We start from the raw sequence: 15,518 nt of genomic DNA, 5'->3' as shown, positions 1-15,518 counted from the left end.
ACGGGCGTGGACGATGAACCGGTGACCCTGCGCCCGATCGACGAAGCGGACCTGCCGGTCCTCCGCGCGATGACGAACGACCCCGACGCGCTCGGCGAGTTCCAGTGGTACGGCTGGCGTGACTTCGGGCCCGTCCGCCGGCAGTTCGCCGAGGACGGGCTGCTCGCGGACCACCGCTCGGTGCTCGCGGTGGAGTGCGGGGGCTCGTTCGCGGGCTTCGTCTCCTGGCGGCAGGCGAGCCCGCGGGCGGCGTCGGCGTACTGGAACATCGGCGTGCAGCTGCGCCCGGAGGCGCGCGGCCGGGGCGTCGGCACGGAGGCCCAGCGGCAGCTCGTGGCCTACCTGTTCGCGCACACCCCGGTGATGCGGCTGGAGGCGGACACCGAGGACACCAACGTCGCCGAGCAACGCGCGCTGGAGAAGTGCGGCTTCACGCGGGAGGGCGTCCAGCGGGCCCTGACCTTCCGCGACGGCGCCTGGCGCGACGTCGTGCGCTACAGCATCCTGCGGACGGATCCGCGACCCTAGGGCGCTCCGACCGGCTCCGGGCCGGTGCCGGGGTCGCGGGTGAGCAGGTAGCGGGCGCCGGGGCCGGACGCGGCGGCGCGGTCGGCGGCGTTGTAGAGCGCGCAGCGGGAGAGCGAGAGGCAGCCGCAGCCGATGCAGCCGGTGAGCTTGGCCTTGAGGCGCTCCAGCTCGGCGATCTGCTCGTCGATCCGGCTCTGCCAGGAGGTGGCGACGGCGTCCCACTCGGTGCCGGTGGGGACGCGGTGCTCGGGGAGGCGGTCGAGGGCGACGCGGGCCTCGTCCAGGGAGAGGCCGACGCGCTGGGCGGCGCGGACGAAGGCGACGCGGCGCAGCGTGGCGCGGGTGTAGCGGCGCTGGCCGCCGGCGGTGCGGGTGGCGTGGATGAGGCCGAGGCTCTCGTAGTAGCGCAGGGCGGAGGTGGCGAGGCCGCTGCGTTCGGCGAGCTGGCCGATCGTGAGGAGGTCGTGGCGGGTGGGGCCGTGGCCGGGCGCTGCGGTCATGCGGCCCACTCTATCCGTGGACTTCAAGCGGACTTCAAGGGGCTCCGGAGGGCTCCAAGGGGCTTCGGCGGGCTGCGGGCGGCTTCGGAGGCCCGGTCAGTCGGTGCCGAACCACTCCTCGGCGAGGTCGTCGAGCGTGCGGCTCGCGGGCGCCAGCTCCCTCAGGTACCAGGGCAGGTGGCTGTAGACGTGGAGCAGCGTGTACGCCATCAGCAGGCGGGGCTCGAAGGACCGCCCGTAGGCGGCCGAGAGCCGGCGCAGGAGGGCGCGGTCGCCGCGGGTGGTGAACAGGCCGACGGCGACGAAGTCGTAGGCCGGGTCCCCGATCATCGCGGGTTCGAAGTCGAGCAGGCCGGTGAGGCGCCAGCCGGCCGCCGGGTCGACGAGGAGGTGCTCGCGCATGAACTCGGTGTGGAGCAGGGAGCGTTGCGGTCCGGACGGGAGCCGGGTGGCGGCGAGGAAGTCCGGGATCTGCTCCAGCCAGGCCCCGGACAGGCCGCGTTCGCGCTGGCGGGCCACCGCGCCGGCCCGCTGCCGGTCGAGGAGGGCGGGCCAGTCGGTGGGCCCGAGGGCGTCGGCGAGCGGTGCGGCGTCGAGGGCGTGCAGGGCGGCCAGGGCCTCGCCGCACTCGGCGGCGATGCCGGCGCGGCGGGCCCGCGGCACGCGCGGCCAGGCCGGGGCGAGGCCCTCGCCGCGCAGCCGGGACATCAGCACGTACCGCCAGCCGTTGACGTACTGCCCGGTGGCCCGCAGGTCGGGCGTGGGGATCGGCAGGCGGCCCTGGAGGTGGCGCAGGACGCGGCTCTCGGTGACGCCGTCCTCCGCGCTCGCGGCGGGGAACAGCTTGAGCACGTGCTCGCGGCCCACCGCGTAGACGGGGACGGAGCCCTCGGGGAACCGTTCGAGCGGGAGGCCGCCGAAGCCGAGCCGGTCACAGAGCGCAGCGGCGCCCGGCCGCATCACCGATTCGTCGGGCACGACCGCGTCCCACTGCTCGTCCGTTTCCACCACAGGCAGCACGACAGGACGCTAGGCGTGCGAACGGCCTTGCGGCAAGTGGTTTTCCGGCCGCGGCCGCGGACACCGCCGGCGATCGCTTGACTTCAAGCTGGCTTTAAGTTGCACCATCATCGTCATGACGACGCAGACGACGCAGACGACGAACGAGACCCGGACCGGCGCCCGCTTCGAGGACCTCCCGGCCCTCATGGCGCTGATGACCGGCGACGAGAAGCACGGCCCCGCCGCCACCTCCACGCTGGACGCGCTCTGGGTGCTCTACGACCGGATCCTGCGGGTGACCCCGGAGACGGCCGAGGACCAGGACCGCGACCGCTTCCTGCTCTCCAAGGGCCACGGCCCGATGGCGTACTACGCCGTACTCGCCGCCAAGGGGTTCATCGACCCGGAGGTGCTGCCGAGCTTCGGCGCGTACGACTCCCCGCTCGGTCACCACCCCGACCGCATGCTGGTCCCGGGCGTCGAGATCGCCTCCGGCTCGCTCGGCCACGGCCTGCCGCTGGCCGTCGGCACGGCGCTCGGACTGCGCGCCCAGGGGCTGGCCGATCCTGCGGTGTGGGTGCTGCTCGGGGACGCGGAGTTCGACGAGGGCTCCAACCACGAGGCGGTGGCCTTCGCCGGCGCGTACGGGCTGGACCGGCTGCACGCCGTGGTCATCGACAACTCCTCGGCCACGCACGGCTGGCAGGGCGGCATCGCGGCCCGGTTCGCGGCCGAGGGCTGGTCGGCGGAGACCGTCGACGGCCGCGACCACGAGGCGCTGCACGCCGCCTACACGGCTGCGCACCCGGGCCGTCCGCGGGTCGTGGTGGCCCGCGTCGAGCCCAAGGACTCCTGAGCACTCCCGAGCACACGCGAGCACTCCGAGCACACCCGAGCACGCCGAGCGCCACCGCCGTCACGCACAACCTGCCGACACACAAGGGGACTTCACCGATGGAAACCATGCGCGAGCGCTTCTTCGACGTCACGACCGACCTCCTCGACCAGGACCCGCGCGTCGCCCTCGTCCTCGCCGACATCAGCGCGGCCTCCTTCGCCCCGGCGGCCGGGCGCCACCCGGACCGCGTGATCAACGTCGGCATCCGCGAGCAGCTGCTGATCGGCGCGGCGGGCGGCCTGGCGCTGACCGGGATGCGCCCGATCGCCCACACCTTCGCCAGCTTCCTCGTCGAGCGGCCCTTCGAGCAGGTCAAGCTGGACCTGGTCCACCAGGGCGTCGGCGCGGTCCTGGTGAGCGCGGCCGGCTCGTACGACTGGCCGGCCGGCGGCCGCACCCACATGTCGCCGGGCGACGTCGCCCTGCTGGACACCCTGCCGGACTGGACCGTCCACGTGCCGGGGCACCCGGACGAGGCCGAGACGCTGCTGCGCCACGCCGTCGCGGACGGCGACCGCAACGTGTACGTCCGCCTGTCCGCGCACCGGAACGAGGCGCCGGTGGCCGTCGAGCCGGGCCGGTTCACCGCCGTGCGCGAGGGCTCGGGCGGGGTCGTCGTCGCGGTGGGCCCGATGCTGGACGCGGTGCTGGAGGCCACCGAGGGCCTGGACGTGACCGTGCTGTACGCCGCCACCGTCCGCCCGTTCGACGCGGCCGGGCTGCGCGCGGCGCTGGGCGACCGGCCGGACGTCGTGCTGGTCGAGCCGTACCTGGCCGGGACGTCGGCGAACGAGGCCCACGCGGCGCTGGCCGACCGCCCGCACCGGGTGCTGGGCCTCGGCGTGCCGCGCGAGGAGCACCGGCACTACGGCTCGATCCCCGAGCACCTGGCGGCCTACGGCCTGGACGCGGCCTCGCTGCGGGAGCGGATCGCCACCTTCCTGTGGTAGCCGCAGCCGGTGACTCCGGCGCGTCACACCGCGACGATCGCCACCGCGTCCGCCCCCAGTCGCACCGCCGGGCCCTCCGGCACGGCGGGCCCGAACGCGGCCACCACCTCCCGCCCCTCGCCGCCCAGCGGCAGCACGGCCTCGCCGGGCCCGAGGTTGACCGCCACCCGGTACGGCCCCCGATGGACGACCAGCCACCGCGCCGCCTCGTCGAATCGGACCCGCACCGCGCCCAGGTCCGGATCGGACAGCGCGGGCCGCTCCCGCCGAAGCCGGATCAATCGCCGGTGCCAGTCGAGGAGTTCGGCGTGCGGCCGGCGCCTCGGCTCGGTCCAGTCGAGCACCGAGCGCAGCATGGTGGCCGGCTCCTGCGGATCCGGGACGGCCTCCGCGCTCCAGCCGTGCTCGGCGAACTCCCGGCGCCGGCCGCGCCGGACGGCCTCGGCGAGGTTGGGGTCGGTGTGGTCGGTGAAGTACTGCCAGGGCGTGGCGGCGCCCCACTCCTCGCCCATGAACAGCATCGGCGTGAACGGCGAGGTGAGCACCAGTGCGGCGCCGGCGGCGAGCCGCCCGGGGGTGAGCGCGGCGGAGATCCGGTCGCCGAGTGCCCGGTTGCCGACCTGGTCGTGGGTCTGCAGGTAGCCGAGCAGCCGGTGTCCGGCGCCGGCCGGCGCGAACGGGCGCCCGTGGCTGCGCCCGCGGAAGCCGGACCAGGTGCCGTCGTGGAAGTACCCCCGGGTGAGCGTCCTGGCGACGGAGGCGAGCGGCGCCCGCGCGAAGTCGCCGTAGTAGCCCTGGGATTCGCCGGTCAGGGCGGCGTGCAGGGCGTGGTGGAAGTCGTCGCTCCACTGCGCGTCGAGACCCTGGCCGCCGGCCTCGCGGGGGGTGGTGGTGTGCGGGGTGTTGAGGTCGGACTCGGCGATCAGGAACAGCGGACGGTTGGTGGCCACCGCCAGCTTCTCGACCTCGCCGGACAGTTCCTCCAGGAAGTGCACCGCCCGGTCGTCCACGAGGGCGTGCACGGCGTCCAGGCGCAGTCCGTCGATGCGGTAGTCGCGCAGCCAGGAGAGCGCGCTGCCGATCAGGTAGCCGCGCACCTCGTCGGAGCCGGGGGCGTCGAGGTTCACCGCGGAGCCCCACGGGGTGTGGTGCCGGTCGGTGAAGTAGGGGCCGTACGCGGGGAGGTAGTTGCCGGACGGGCCGAGGTGGTTGTGGACGACGTCGAGGATCACCCCGAGGCCCGCGCGGTGTGCCGCGTCGACGAAGCGCTTCAGGCCCTCGGGCCCGCCGTAGGGCTCGTGGACGGCCCACGGGGAGACGCCGTCGTAGCCCCAGCCGTGCTTGCCGGGGAACGGGCAGACGGGCATCAGCTCGACGAAGTCGACGCCCAGCTCGACGAGGTGGTCGAGGTGCTCGGCGGCGCCGTCGAAGGTGCCGCGGGCGGTGAAGGTGCCGACGTGCAGCTCGTAGACCACGGACCCGGGCAGCGGGCGTCCGCGCCAGCCGGTGCGCGACCAGCGGAACGCGGCGTGGTCGACGGCCCGGCTGGGTCCGTCCGGGCCGTGCGGCTGCCGGGCCGAGCGCGGGTCGGGCATGGGGCGGCCGCCGTCGAGGCGGAACGCGTAGTCGCCCTCCGGCGCCTCGCCGCCCCACCAGCCGTCCCGGTCGGGAAGCCGGTCCAACGGGTGGGGGACGCCGTCGACTTCGACCTCGACCCGGTGGGCGGCGAACGGCGCCCACACCTCGTACGGCCTCACGCCGGACTCCTCCTCGTCAGCAGTGCCACGGGGTACGTCGCCAGCAGGTCCGCGGCCGGCACCGGTCCCGCCGGGTGCGTCCGGTGGGTCAGCTCGTCGGTCCACGGTCCGCCCGCGGGCAGGTCGAGGAAGGTGTCCCGCCAGCCGCCGGCGCGTTCCAGGCCGTACGGGAGGCGGGTGACCGCGGTGATCACGTCGTCGCCGCGGGCGAAGGCCAGCAGGTGGTCGGCGGCGAGGCCGGCGGCGGGCAGCGGCCGGTAGGGGCCGAGCGGGCGGGAGCGCCGCAGGTGCAGGGCGGTCGCGGTGAGGTGGAGCTTCTCGCGGGCGAGGTCGCCGGGGCGCGGGGCGGCGGCGTCGGTGAGCCGGACCGCGAGGGCGCCGAGGTCGACGACGCCCCGGTTGTCGGGGTCGACGAGGGTGTACAGCGGCTCCTCGCTGCCCTGGTAGAGGTCGGGCACGCCGGGCACCGTGAGGTGCAGCAGCGCGGCGGAGAGCGTGTTGGAGCGGGCGTACGGCGCGAGCGCGTGCACCTGGCCCTCGACGCGGGGGAGCAGCCCGGGGTTGTCGTACACGGCGCGGGCGCGGTCTTCCAGGGCGCGTTCGAAGCGGGCGTCGGGGGTGGTCCACGAGGTGTGCAGCTTTGCCTCGCGGGCGGCCTTGAGGAGGGCCGCGACGAGGCGGTCCGGGTCGACGGGCCAGGCGGCGACGAGGGTGTGCCACAGCAGCCAGTCACTGTCCCGGTCGCCGCCGGGCCCGGCCGCGGCCGACCACGCGGCGGCCTCGGCGGCCCACGCCTCGGGCTGCTCGGCGAGCACGGCGAGGCGGGCGCGGGCGTCGGCGCTGCGCTTGGTGTCGTGGGTGGAGAGCACGGTCATGCTGTGCGGCCAGGCGCGTTCCAGGTACCGGCACCAGTCGTGGAAGCCGGCGGGGTGCAGTCCGGGGCGCGCGGGTTCGCCGCCGACCTCGTTGAGGCCGGGCAGGGCGTTCCACCGGTAGAAGGCGGTGTCCTCGACGCCCTTGGCGGCCACGGCGGCGGCGGTCTGGGCGAATCGGGCGCAGAACTCGTCCTTCTCCGCCCCGCGCCCGAGCCCGCCGAGGGCGAGGGCGGCGACGAGGGAATCGGTGGGGTCCGCCGTGCCGTCGAGCAGCTCGCGCAGGTACCCGTCGTCGGCGGTCTCGCCGGGCCGCACGTACGGCCGGTAGACCGGGTAGCCGGTGAGGAGCCGCTCCAGCGAGGCGCGCAGCTGCCAGGGCGCGTGGTCGGCGTGCTCGGGCTCGGCGGCCCCGATCCGCAGCGCGAGCCGGACCAGCCGGTCGACCTCGGCCGCGAGCTCGCCGCGCGGTCCGGTCATCTCGGCCCGGCCGCGCAGGGCCGCGGCGACCGCCGGATGGGGGTCCCGGCAGAGGTCGGCGGGGGTGGCGGGCCCGTGCAGGAACGCCTCGTAGGCCGCGGCCAGCCGGCCCGCGCCCGCGTGGTCGGTGAGCACTCCGTCGATGCGGCGCAGAGCGTCGTACCCGGTGGTGCCGGCGCACGGCCAGTCGGTGGGCAGCCGCTCGTCCCCGGTGAGGATCTTCTCGACGACGGTGTAGGCGCCGCCGGTGGCCGCGGCGAGGCGGGCCAGGTAGCCGCGCGGGTCGGCGAGCCCGTCGGGGTGGTCGATCCGGAAGCCGTCGAGGACGCCGTCGGCGTGCAGCCGCAGCAGCACGGCGTGGGTGGCGTCGAAGACCTCGGGTTCCTCGACCCGCACGGCGATCAGCTCGTTGACGGTGAAGAAGCGCCGGTAGTTGAGCTCGGTGCGGGCCAGGCGCCACCAGGCGAGGCGGTACCACTGGCGGGCGAGGAGTTCGCCGAGCGGCAGGTGCGCGGTGCCGGGGCGCAGCGGCAGGACGTGCTCGTGGTAGCGCAGCACGTCGCCGTCGACGCCGATCCGGCCGAGCTCGTCGCCGAGCCGCCCGCCGAGCAGCGGCAGCAGCACCCGGCCGCGTCCGGGGGCGTCGGCGGGGCCGGGCTGGGCGGCCCAGTCGATGTCGAACCAGCGCGCGTACGGGGAGTCGGGCCCGTCGCGCAGGACCTCCCACAACTGCCGGTTGAGCCGCTCGGGGACGGGCACGGCCATGTGGTTGGGCACGACGTCGGCGAGCAGTCGCAGGCCGTGCCGGTGCGCGGCGGCGGCCAGCTCGCGCAGGGCGGGCTCGCCGCCGAGCTGTTCGCTGATCCGGCCGTGGTCGACGGTGTCGTAGCCGTGGGTGGAGCCGGGGGCGGCCTCCAGCAGCGGGGAGAGGTGGAGGTGGGAGACGCCGAGGGCGGCGAGGTAGGGGACGGCGGCGGTGGCGTCGCGGAGGGTGAAGCCGGGCTGGAGCTGGAGGCGGTAGCTGGCGGTCGGCGCCCAGGACGGCGGGACACTGGCGGCCGGGCGGGTCTGCGCGGGCTCGGCGGCGGAGGTCATAGCTCCATGAGTACCCGGGGGAGCCCGCCGCCAAGACCCGCTGCTGACCCGAACAGGTGACCGCCTGTGGGTTCACGCCGGGCGCTGGAGGACCATGAGCGACCGGTCGGTGAGCCAGAGCGCGTCCCCGGCCTTGACCCGGGGGCCGGTGCCGGGGGCGGGCAGCCGGGGCTGCGCGGTGTCCACGACGACCTGCCACTCCTGCCCGTGGCCGGCGGGGACGGTGAACTCCAGCGGTTCGAAGTGAGCGTTGAACATGAGGAGGAACGAGTCGTCGACGATCCGCCCGCCGCGCCGGTCGGGCTCGGAGATCGCGTAGCCGTTGAGGAAGACGGTGAGCGATTTGGCGTAGCTGGCGCCCCAGTTGCGCTTGGTCATCTCCTCCCCGCTCGGGGTGAACCAGGCGATGTCGGTGAGGTCGTCGTAGCCGCCGGCCTCCGCCGCCGCGCGGCCGGCGGCCGGCCGCCCGGAGACCGGCCGCCCGTGGAAGAAGCGGCGGCGGCGGAACACCGGGTGGTCGCGGCGCAGCCAGATCATCCTCTGGGTGAACTCCAGCAGCCGTGCCTGCGGCCCGTCCTCCTGCGGCCAGTGCACCCAGGTGAGCTCGTTGTCCTGGCAGTAGGCGTTGTTGTTGCCGTGCTGGGTGCGGCCGAGCTCGTCGCCGTGGGAGAGCATCGGCACGCCCTGGGAGAGCATCAGGGTGGCGATGAGGTTGCGCTGCTGGCGGGCTCTGAGCTCCTCGACGGCCGGGTCGTCGGTCGGACCCTCGACGCCGCAGTTCCAGGAACGGTTGAAGGACTCGCCGTCCCGGTTGTCCTCGCCGTTGGCCGCGTTGTGCTTCTCGTTGTAGGAGACGAGGTCGCGCAGGGTGAAGCCGTCGTGGCAGGTGACGAAGTTGATGGAGGCGATGGGCCGGCGGCCGTCGTCCTGGTAGAGGTCGGAGGAGCCGGTGAGGCGGGAGCCGAACTCGGCGAGCGCGGCGGTCTCGCCGCGCCACAGGTCGCGCACGGTGTCCCGGTACATGCCGTTCCACTCGGTCCACAGCGGCGGGAAGTTGCCGACCTGGTAGCCGCCCTCGCCGAGGTCCCAGGGCTCGGCGATCAGCTTGGCCTGGGAGACGACCGGGTCCTGCTGGACGAGGTCGAAGAAGGAGGAGAGCCGGTCGACCTCGTGGAACTGCCGGGCCAGGGTGGCGGCGAGGTCGAAGCGGAAGCCGTCGACGTGCATCTCGGTGACCCAGTAGCGCAGCGAGTCCATGATCAGCTGGAGCACGTGCGGACTGCGCATCAGCAGGCTGTTGCCGGTGCCGGTGGTGTCCTCGTAGAACCGCTGGTCCTGGGCGAGCCGGTAGTAGGAGACGTTGTCCAGGCCGCGCAGGGAGAGCGTCGGCCCGAGGTGGTTGCCCTCGGCGGTGTGGTTGTAGACGACGTCCAGGATCACCTCGATCCCGGCCGCGTGCAGCGCCTTGACCATCGACTTGAACTCCTGCACCTGCTGGCCGCGGTCGCCGGTGGAGGAGTAGGAGGAGTGCGGGGCGAAGAAGCCGATCGTGTTGTAGCCCCAGTAGTTGGCGAGGCCGAGGTCGCGCAGCCGGTGGTCGCGGACGAACTGGTGCACCGGCATCAGCTCGATCGCGGTGACGCCGAGCTTGGCGAGGTGCTCGATCACCGCCGGGTGGGCGAGGCCCGCGTAGGTGCCGCGGATCTCCTCGGGGATGCCGGGGTGCAGCCGGGTGAGGCCCTTGACGTGCGCCTCGTAGATGACGGTCCGGTGGTAGTCGGTGCGCGGCGGGTGGTCGGTGCCCCAGTCGAAGTAGGGGTTGATGACCACCGAGTGCATCGTGTGCGGGGCGGAGTCGAGGTCGTTGCGGCGCTCGGGGGCGCCGAAGTGGTAGCCGTAGACGGACTCGTCCCAGTCGATGTGCCCGCTCATCGCCTTGGCGTACGGGTCCAGGAGCAGCTTGGCGCTGTTGTGCCGCTGGCCGAGCCCGGGGTTGTACGGGCCGTGGACGCGGAAGCCGTAGCGCTGGCCGGGCTGGACGCCCGGGAGGTAGGCGTGGCGCACGAAGGCGTCCGTCTCGCGCAGCTCGACGGCGCTCTCCGAGCCGTCCTCGTCGATCAGGCACAGCTCGATCCGGTCGGCGCTCTCGGAGAACACCGCGAAGTTGGTGCCGGCCCCGTCGTAGGTGGCACCGAGGGGGTAGGGCTTGCCGGGCCAGACCTGCATGGAGTCCTCAACTTCCTGGTCAAACAAGTTAACTGACGTCAAGTCCAAGAATCAGCGGCTGTCTTCCCGGCCGTGCGGCCGGGCATGTGCGGCGTTCGCGCGCCGTGACGCACGGCACAGTCCGCATACTCCACGACCCGTCCCCCGGTCGCCGGGACCCGTGCCCTGCGTTAGCCCGAACGGGCGTCCGGGCGGTATTCCTCCGATTAAGCGCGGCGCTGTGACGGGTGGGTCCACTGGTGCGTCCGAGCCCCCTCGGGCAACCGGCTGCGGACGGCTCTCGGCGGGCAGTACCCTTGATCGTCGGGCCGCCCCGGCGCTCGTGGTGGACCGTCAGCCGGCCGGTCGGTGACGCGGGCGGTGGTGCGGGCGGGGTCGCGGCGGGACCGTAGCCCCCGCGGGGTCCCGGCAGGACCGAAGGCAGTACGCGGAAACAACCAGATGAGGTGGCGCATGGTGTTCCCCGCCGGCGGCCGTGGCGCAGGGCCCGACGGCCCCGATCGGGGCGGCGCCCGCAGCGAGGCGCCCACGGTGGTCATGCGCCCCACCCTGACCGGCCGCTCCCTGGTGCCCGCCCAGAGCGGCCCGGTGGAGATCCCCGCCCTCGCCTGGTCCGGCGCCGAGTGGGAGGACGCCTACCAGCGCGTGCGCCTGTCCGGGCGCGCCTACGTCTGGCTCAACCTGGTCGAGCAGCGGCTGCGCTCCCTCGTCGACGAGGTCCTGCACCCCATCTACGCCCCCGCCCACGGCGAGGACTGGGTCACCGCCGCCGCCGGCCCGGCGGGCGAGGAGTGGGCGCACCGCGCCGGTGCCGTCCGGGAGGTCAGCCGCCGCAAGGGCTACCTGCTCGACCCCGCCGACGACGACCCGCTGGTCTTCCTCACCCTGCCCCAGTTGCGCGAGCTCATGGTCCAGCACTGGCCGTGCTTCGAGCCCTACCTCGCCGACCGGCGCGAGATCGAACTCGCCCTGGACGAGCTGGAGGTGGCCCGGCACGTGGTCTCCCGCAACCGCGTCCTCACCCAGACCGTCCTCGCCCAGACCGAACGGGCCGCCGCCCGCCTGCTCGCCCTGCTCGACGGCGGAGCCGGCGGGGTGCCGGCCGACGTCGTCGAGTCGCTGGTCGCCGGCCGGTACGCGGACGTCGTCGCGGTGCACGCCGACCGGGTCCGCCTCCAGCGCGACCTGCCCGTCGAGGACCTCCTGGACGGCGCCCGGCGGCTGGACGCGCTCGGCATCGGCCTCGGCATGCTCTGCCAGAACTACACCGGCAAGCGCCTGGTGCGCCTGGCCGGCGAAGGCTGCCGGATGCGGCTGCTGTTCCTCAACCCGGCGAGCAGCGCCGTGCGTCGGCGCGAGCGCGAACTCGGTCTCGGGCGCGGCGAGTTGTCCCGCTCGATCGAGATGAACATCATGCACGTGCGCCGGGTGCGGGCCCGGCTGCGCGACCCGGGCGGCTTCGAGATCCGGGTCTTCGACGAGACCCCGCGCTTCACCGCCTACCTCGTCGAGGGTCCGCGCCCGGAGGGCCGCGGCGGCCGCCGGGCCGGCCGCGACCTCGGCGTCGTCCAGCCCTACCTGCGCCGCGCCCGCGGCATGGAGTCCCCCGCGCTCGTGCTGCGCGGCGGCGCCGGCCAGCAGCCGGGCGGCACGGAGGCGGGCCTGCTGGAGGTCTACCGCGAGGAGTTCGAAGGGGTCTGGGGGGACTCCCGGCCCGTATCGTGAGACCACCGCTGGTGGAGCGGCTGCGAGCGCTGCGAGACTGCGCGCCGTGAACGATCAGCCCGACTGGAGCCTGCGTCCCGCCACCCCCGCCGACGTCGGACCCGTCGCCGAGCTCAGGGCCCGCGTCCTGCGCGCCGACCTCGAACGCCTCGGCCGCTACGACGAGCACCGGGTCCGCCAGCGGCTGCGCGACGGCTTCCCCGCGGGGCACATGGCGATCGTGCTGGTCGGCGGTGCGTTCGCCGGATCCGTCACCGTCCGCCCCGCCGAGGGCGGCGGCCGCCGGCTGGAGCACTTCTACCTCGCCCCCGAGCACCAGGGCCGCGGCCTCGGCAGCGCCGTCCTGCGCCGAGTCCTCGCCGAGGCGGACGCGGCCGGCGAGCCGGTGCGCCTGGACGTCCTGCGGGGCAGTGCCGCGCGGCGCCTGTACGAGCGCCACGGTTTCGTCCTCGAACGCGAGGACCCGGTCGACGTCCTCCTCGTCCGTGAACCCCGGATGCAGCAGAATCGTTTCGCTACTTGAGATGGCCTCAGCAGCTCCGCGCGTGGTAGGCATAGCCCCCGTGATGATCACGGGGGATGAGGCCGTCCTGCGCCTCGAACAACTGCACCGCACCTACGGAACCGGCCCGGAGGCCGTCCACGCGCTCAGGGGGGTGGACGTCGAGTTCGCGCGCGGCACCTTCACCGCCGTCATGGGCCCCTCAGGCTCCGGCAAGAGCACCCTGCTCCAGTGCGCCGCCGGCCTCGACCGGCCCGACACCGGCCGCGTCACCCTCGACGGCACCGACCTCGCCACACTGACCGAGACCCGGCTCACCGTGCTGCGCCGCGAGAAGCTCGGCTTCGTCTTCCAGGCCTTCAACCTCGTCGGCTCGCTCACCGCCGAACAGAACGTCGGCCTGCCCCTGCGCCTCGCCGGGCGCCGCCCCGACCGCGAGCAGGTCCACCGCGCCCTCGACCAGGTCGGCCTCGGTCAGCGCACCGGCCACCTGCCCTCGCAGCTCTCCGGCGGCCAGCAGCAGCGCGTCGCGATCGCCCGCGCCCTCATCGCCCGCCCGCAGGTCCTGTTCGCCGACGAGCCCACCGGCGCCCTCGACAGTGCCAGCAGCCGCGACGTCCTCGCCCTCCTGCGCGACCTCGTCGACCGCGAGGGCCAGAGCACCGTCATGGTCACCCACGACCCGGTCGCCGCCTCCTACGCCGACCGCGTGCTCTTCCTCGCCGACGGCCGCCTCGCCGACGACCTGGCCCGCCCCAGCGCCCAGCAGGTCGCCGAGCGGATGACGGCCCTGGAGACGGCGGCATGACCATGGCCACGCTCCTGCCCGTCGCCACCGCGAGCCTGCGCCGCCGCAAGGCCGCCTTCGCCGGTTCCTACGTCGCGCTCACCCTCGGCGTCACCCTCGTCGCCACCACCGGCACCCTCCTCGACGACACCGCCGGCGACGACTCCCCGCTCGGCGCGCCCTCCCTGCACAAGGTGCTCACCTTCACCGCCGGCATGGCCGCCTTCGTCGCCGTCTTCGTCGTCGCCGGCACCTTCGCCTTCGCCGTCGCCCAGCGCCGCCAGGAGATCGCGATGCTGCGCGCCGTCGGCGCGACGCCCCGCCAGGTCGTGCTGCTGATCACCGGCGAGGCCGCCGCCGTCGCCCTCGCCGCCGCCGTCTCCGGCTGCCTCCTCTCCCTGCCCGCCGCACCCGCGCTCGCCGCCTGGCTGGTCGCCCGCGGCGCCGCCCAGGCGGGCTTCACCTCCCACCCCGCGCTCACCCCGATGCTCGTCGCGGCCGGGGTGGGCCTGCTCGTCGCCCTGCTCGGCGCCGTCAGCGCCGCCCTGCGGGCCGGGCGCGTCCGCGCCGTCGAGGCCCTCGGCGACGCCGCCGTCGACCGCAAGGTCATGACGCCGCTGCGCTGGGCCTGCGCCGTCGCCCAACTCCTCGCCCTGGCAGGTGCGGTGGGCTACTACCTCGCCGCCCCGGGCATGCCCCCCGCCCCCGGCGACCAGCCCGACGACCCGCAGCTCGCCTCCCAGTGGGTCATGGCCGCCGACCTCATGACGATCGCCGCGCTCGCCCTGTTCGCGCCGCTGCTCGTCCCGCTGCTCGTCCGCGCCTTCAGCGCCCCGCTGCGCTGGACCGTCGCCGCCGCACCCCTGCTCGCCCGGCAGAACGCGCTCACCGCCGTCCGCCGCACCGTCTCCACCGCCACCCCGGCCTTCCTCACCATCGCGCTCACCGGTACCGCCGTCGGCGCCACCGCCGCCTTCGCCGACGCCATGACCGCCCAGGGCCGGGCCACCGCCGCCGCCCGCTACGTGCTGCGCCCCGGCGCCGTCCCGCTGCCCGTCGACACCCTCGCCCGGCTCACCGCCGACCGGCCCGGCCTGCGCGCCACCGCCACCACCCCCACCGTGATCACCGGCCTCGGCGCCGACACCGCGTCCTTCGCCGACCACAGTGAGGACTCGGCCGCCTCCGCGCCGTCCGCCGCGACCGTCGTCACCGGGGACCTCACCACCGCCTGGACCCTGCCCGCCGTCGAGGGCGGCGCCGCCGACCTGCACGGCGCCACCCTCGCCGCCTCCGTCCACCAGGTGCGCGGCCACGGCTGGAAGCTCGGCGACCAGGTCAACCTGCGGCTCGCCGACGGCACCGTCACCAGCCTGCGGCTCGCCCTGGTCTTCCGCACCCAGCTCGGCCTCGACGAGGTGCTGCTCAGCGGCGACGCCGTCTCCGCGCACCTGGACGGCGCCCGCCCCGGTGCCGTCCACCTCTCCGAAGCCCCGGCCGCGACCTTCGGCGGCACGCTCACCGACGCCCGCACGCCCGGCCCCGACCCCGGCGCCCACTACGCGTGGATCGCCACCAGCACGATCCTCGGCCCGGCCCTGCTCTACGCGCTCATCGCCATCGTCAACACCATGGTGATGTCGGCCGCCGACCGCCGCCGCGACTTCGCCGTCCTTCGCCTCGCCGGGACGGTGCGCCGGCAGGTGCTGTCGATGGTCGCCCTGGAGGCCGTCCTGGTCGTCGCCACCGCGGCCCTCCTCGCCCTCGCCGTCACCGTGCTCACCCAGTGGGGCGCGACGGCGCTGATCGACCACCGCATCCTGGCCGGCCAGACCGAGATCGCCTTCCGCCTCCCCTGGACCCCGCTCGCCGGATCGGCTGTCGTCTGCCTGGTCCTCGCCGTCCTGTCCAGCACCATCCCCAGCCGCCTCGCCCTCACCCACGCGGCCCGGTAACCGCCCCGCCCGGCCAGGCGGACCGCCGGACCGGCCCCCTGGGCGGCCGGGTTGTCGGTGGGGCGGGTGATGATAGGGGCTGTTTCGCACAGCAGGACGGAAGGACGCACCCCATGAGCGAGCGGAGTGAGCGAGTCGTTGAGAGGCGCGCGTGGGCGAGTGGCCCTGTGGAGCGAGGCGGGGCGGGCGCATGAGCGAGCGGAGTGAGCGAGTCGTTGAGGGGCGCGCGTGGGCGAGTGGC

12 protein-coding genes are annotated in these 15,518 nt (G+C 74.8%); 7 read left to right on the top strand and 5 right to left on the bottom strand.

Annotated features, from left to right (window positions below; translation table 11 throughout):
* The first annotated feature begins 21 nt into the window (after positions 1–21).
* A complete protein-coding gene (locus AB0C76_RS11055; protein ID WP_359962931.1) occupies positions 22–528 on the top strand; it encodes a GNAT family protein in 507 nt (168 codons plus the stop codon).
* On the opposite strand, the gene soxR is transcribed toward AB0C76_RS11055, so the two are convergent.
* Positions 525–1,028, bottom strand: a complete 504-nt coding sequence (gene soxR / locus AB0C76_RS11050; RefSeq protein WP_359962928.1) for a redox-sensitive transcriptional activator SoxR — start codon at positions 1,026–1,028, stop codon at positions 525–527. The genes AB0C76_RS11055 and soxR overlap by 4 nt on opposite strands.
* A 96-nt stretch (positions 1,029–1,124) precedes the next feature.
* The gene (locus AB0C76_RS11045) at positions 1,125–2,048 is read right to left on the bottom strand and encodes an aminoglycoside 3'-phosphotransferase/choline kinase family protein (protein WP_359962925.1); all 924 of its coding nucleotides are present in this window, start codon (positions 2,046–2,048) and stop codon (positions 1,125–1,127) included.
* A gap of 115 nt (positions 2,049–2,163) precedes the next feature.
* On the opposite strand from AB0C76_RS11045, the gene AB0C76_RS11040 reads away from it, so the two are divergent.
* Positions 2,164–2,886 carry a transketolase gene (locus AB0C76_RS11040; protein WP_359962922.1) on the top strand — a complete coding sequence of 241 codons (723 nt, stop codon included), beginning with the start codon at positions 2,164–2,166 and terminating at the stop codon, positions 2,884–2,886.
* 98 nt (positions 2,887–2,984) lie between these two features.
* Entirely contained in the window at positions 2,985–3,878 is an 894-nt protein-coding gene (locus AB0C76_RS11035) for a transketolase C-terminal domain-containing protein (RefSeq protein ID WP_359962919.1), read from the top strand.
* 23 nt (positions 3,879–3,901) lie between these two features.
* On the opposite strand, the gene treZ is transcribed toward AB0C76_RS11035, so the two are convergent.
* From treZ to glgX, 3 genes are all read right to left on the bottom strand, one after another.
* Positions 3,902–5,635 carry a malto-oligosyltrehalose trehalohydrolase gene (gene treZ / locus AB0C76_RS11030; protein WP_359962916.1) on the bottom strand — a complete coding sequence of 578 codons (1,734 nt, stop codon included), beginning with the start codon at positions 5,633–5,635 and terminating at the stop codon, positions 3,902–3,904.
* On the bottom strand, positions 5,632–8,082 hold the full coding sequence (treY, locus tag AB0C76_RS11025; protein WP_359962913.1) for a malto-oligosyltrehalose synthase: 2,451 nt from the start codon (positions 8,080–8,082) through the stop codon (positions 5,632–5,634). The genes treZ and treY overlap by 4 nt, the downstream gene beginning before the upstream one ends.
* Positions 8,083–8,154: 72 nt before the next feature.
* A complete protein-coding gene (gene glgX / locus AB0C76_RS11020; RefSeq protein ID WP_359962910.1) occupies positions 8,155–10,308 on the bottom strand; it encodes a glycogen debranching protein GlgX in 2,154 nt (717 codons plus the stop codon).
* A 537-nt stretch (positions 10,309–10,845) separates the two neighbouring features.
* On the opposite strand from glgX, the gene AB0C76_RS11015 reads away from it, so the two are divergent.
* From AB0C76_RS11015 to AB0C76_RS11000, 4 genes are read left to right on the top strand one after another with little or no spacing between them, the layout of a single operon-like run.
* Positions 10,846–12,033 (top strand): SAV2148 family HEPN domain-containing protein, encoded by a 1,188-nt coding sequence (locus AB0C76_RS11015; protein ID WP_359963176.1) that lies wholly within the window; start codon positions 10,846–10,848, stop codon positions 12,031–12,033.
* A gap of 46 nt (positions 12,034–12,079) precedes the next feature.
* Complete coding sequence (locus tag AB0C76_RS11010) at positions 12,080–12,556, top strand: GNAT family N-acetyltransferase (RefSeq protein WP_359962907.1); 477 nt, start codon at positions 12,080–12,082, stop codon at positions 12,554–12,556.
* A 43-nt stretch (positions 12,557–12,599) separates the two neighbouring features.
* Entirely contained in the window at positions 12,600–13,343 is a 744-nt protein-coding gene (locus tag AB0C76_RS11005) for an ABC transporter ATP-binding protein (protein WP_359962904.1), read from the top strand.
* Complete coding sequence (locus tag AB0C76_RS11000; protein WP_359962901.1) at positions 13,340–15,277, top strand: ABC transporter permease; 1,938 nt, start codon at positions 13,340–13,342, stop codon at positions 15,275–15,277. Before AB0C76_RS11005 ends, AB0C76_RS11000 begins: the two co-directional genes overlap by 4 nt.
* The last annotated feature ends 241 nt before the right edge of the window (positions 15,278–15,518 follow it).

This window comes from Kitasatospora sp. NPDC048722 (assembly GCF_040650235.1).
GTDB lineage: Bacteria > Actinomycetota > Actinomycetes > Streptomycetales > Streptomycetaceae > Kitasatospora.
The sequence above is the reverse complement of the archived record's forward strand: the minus strand, read 5'-3'. Positions and strand labels throughout refer to the sequence as shown.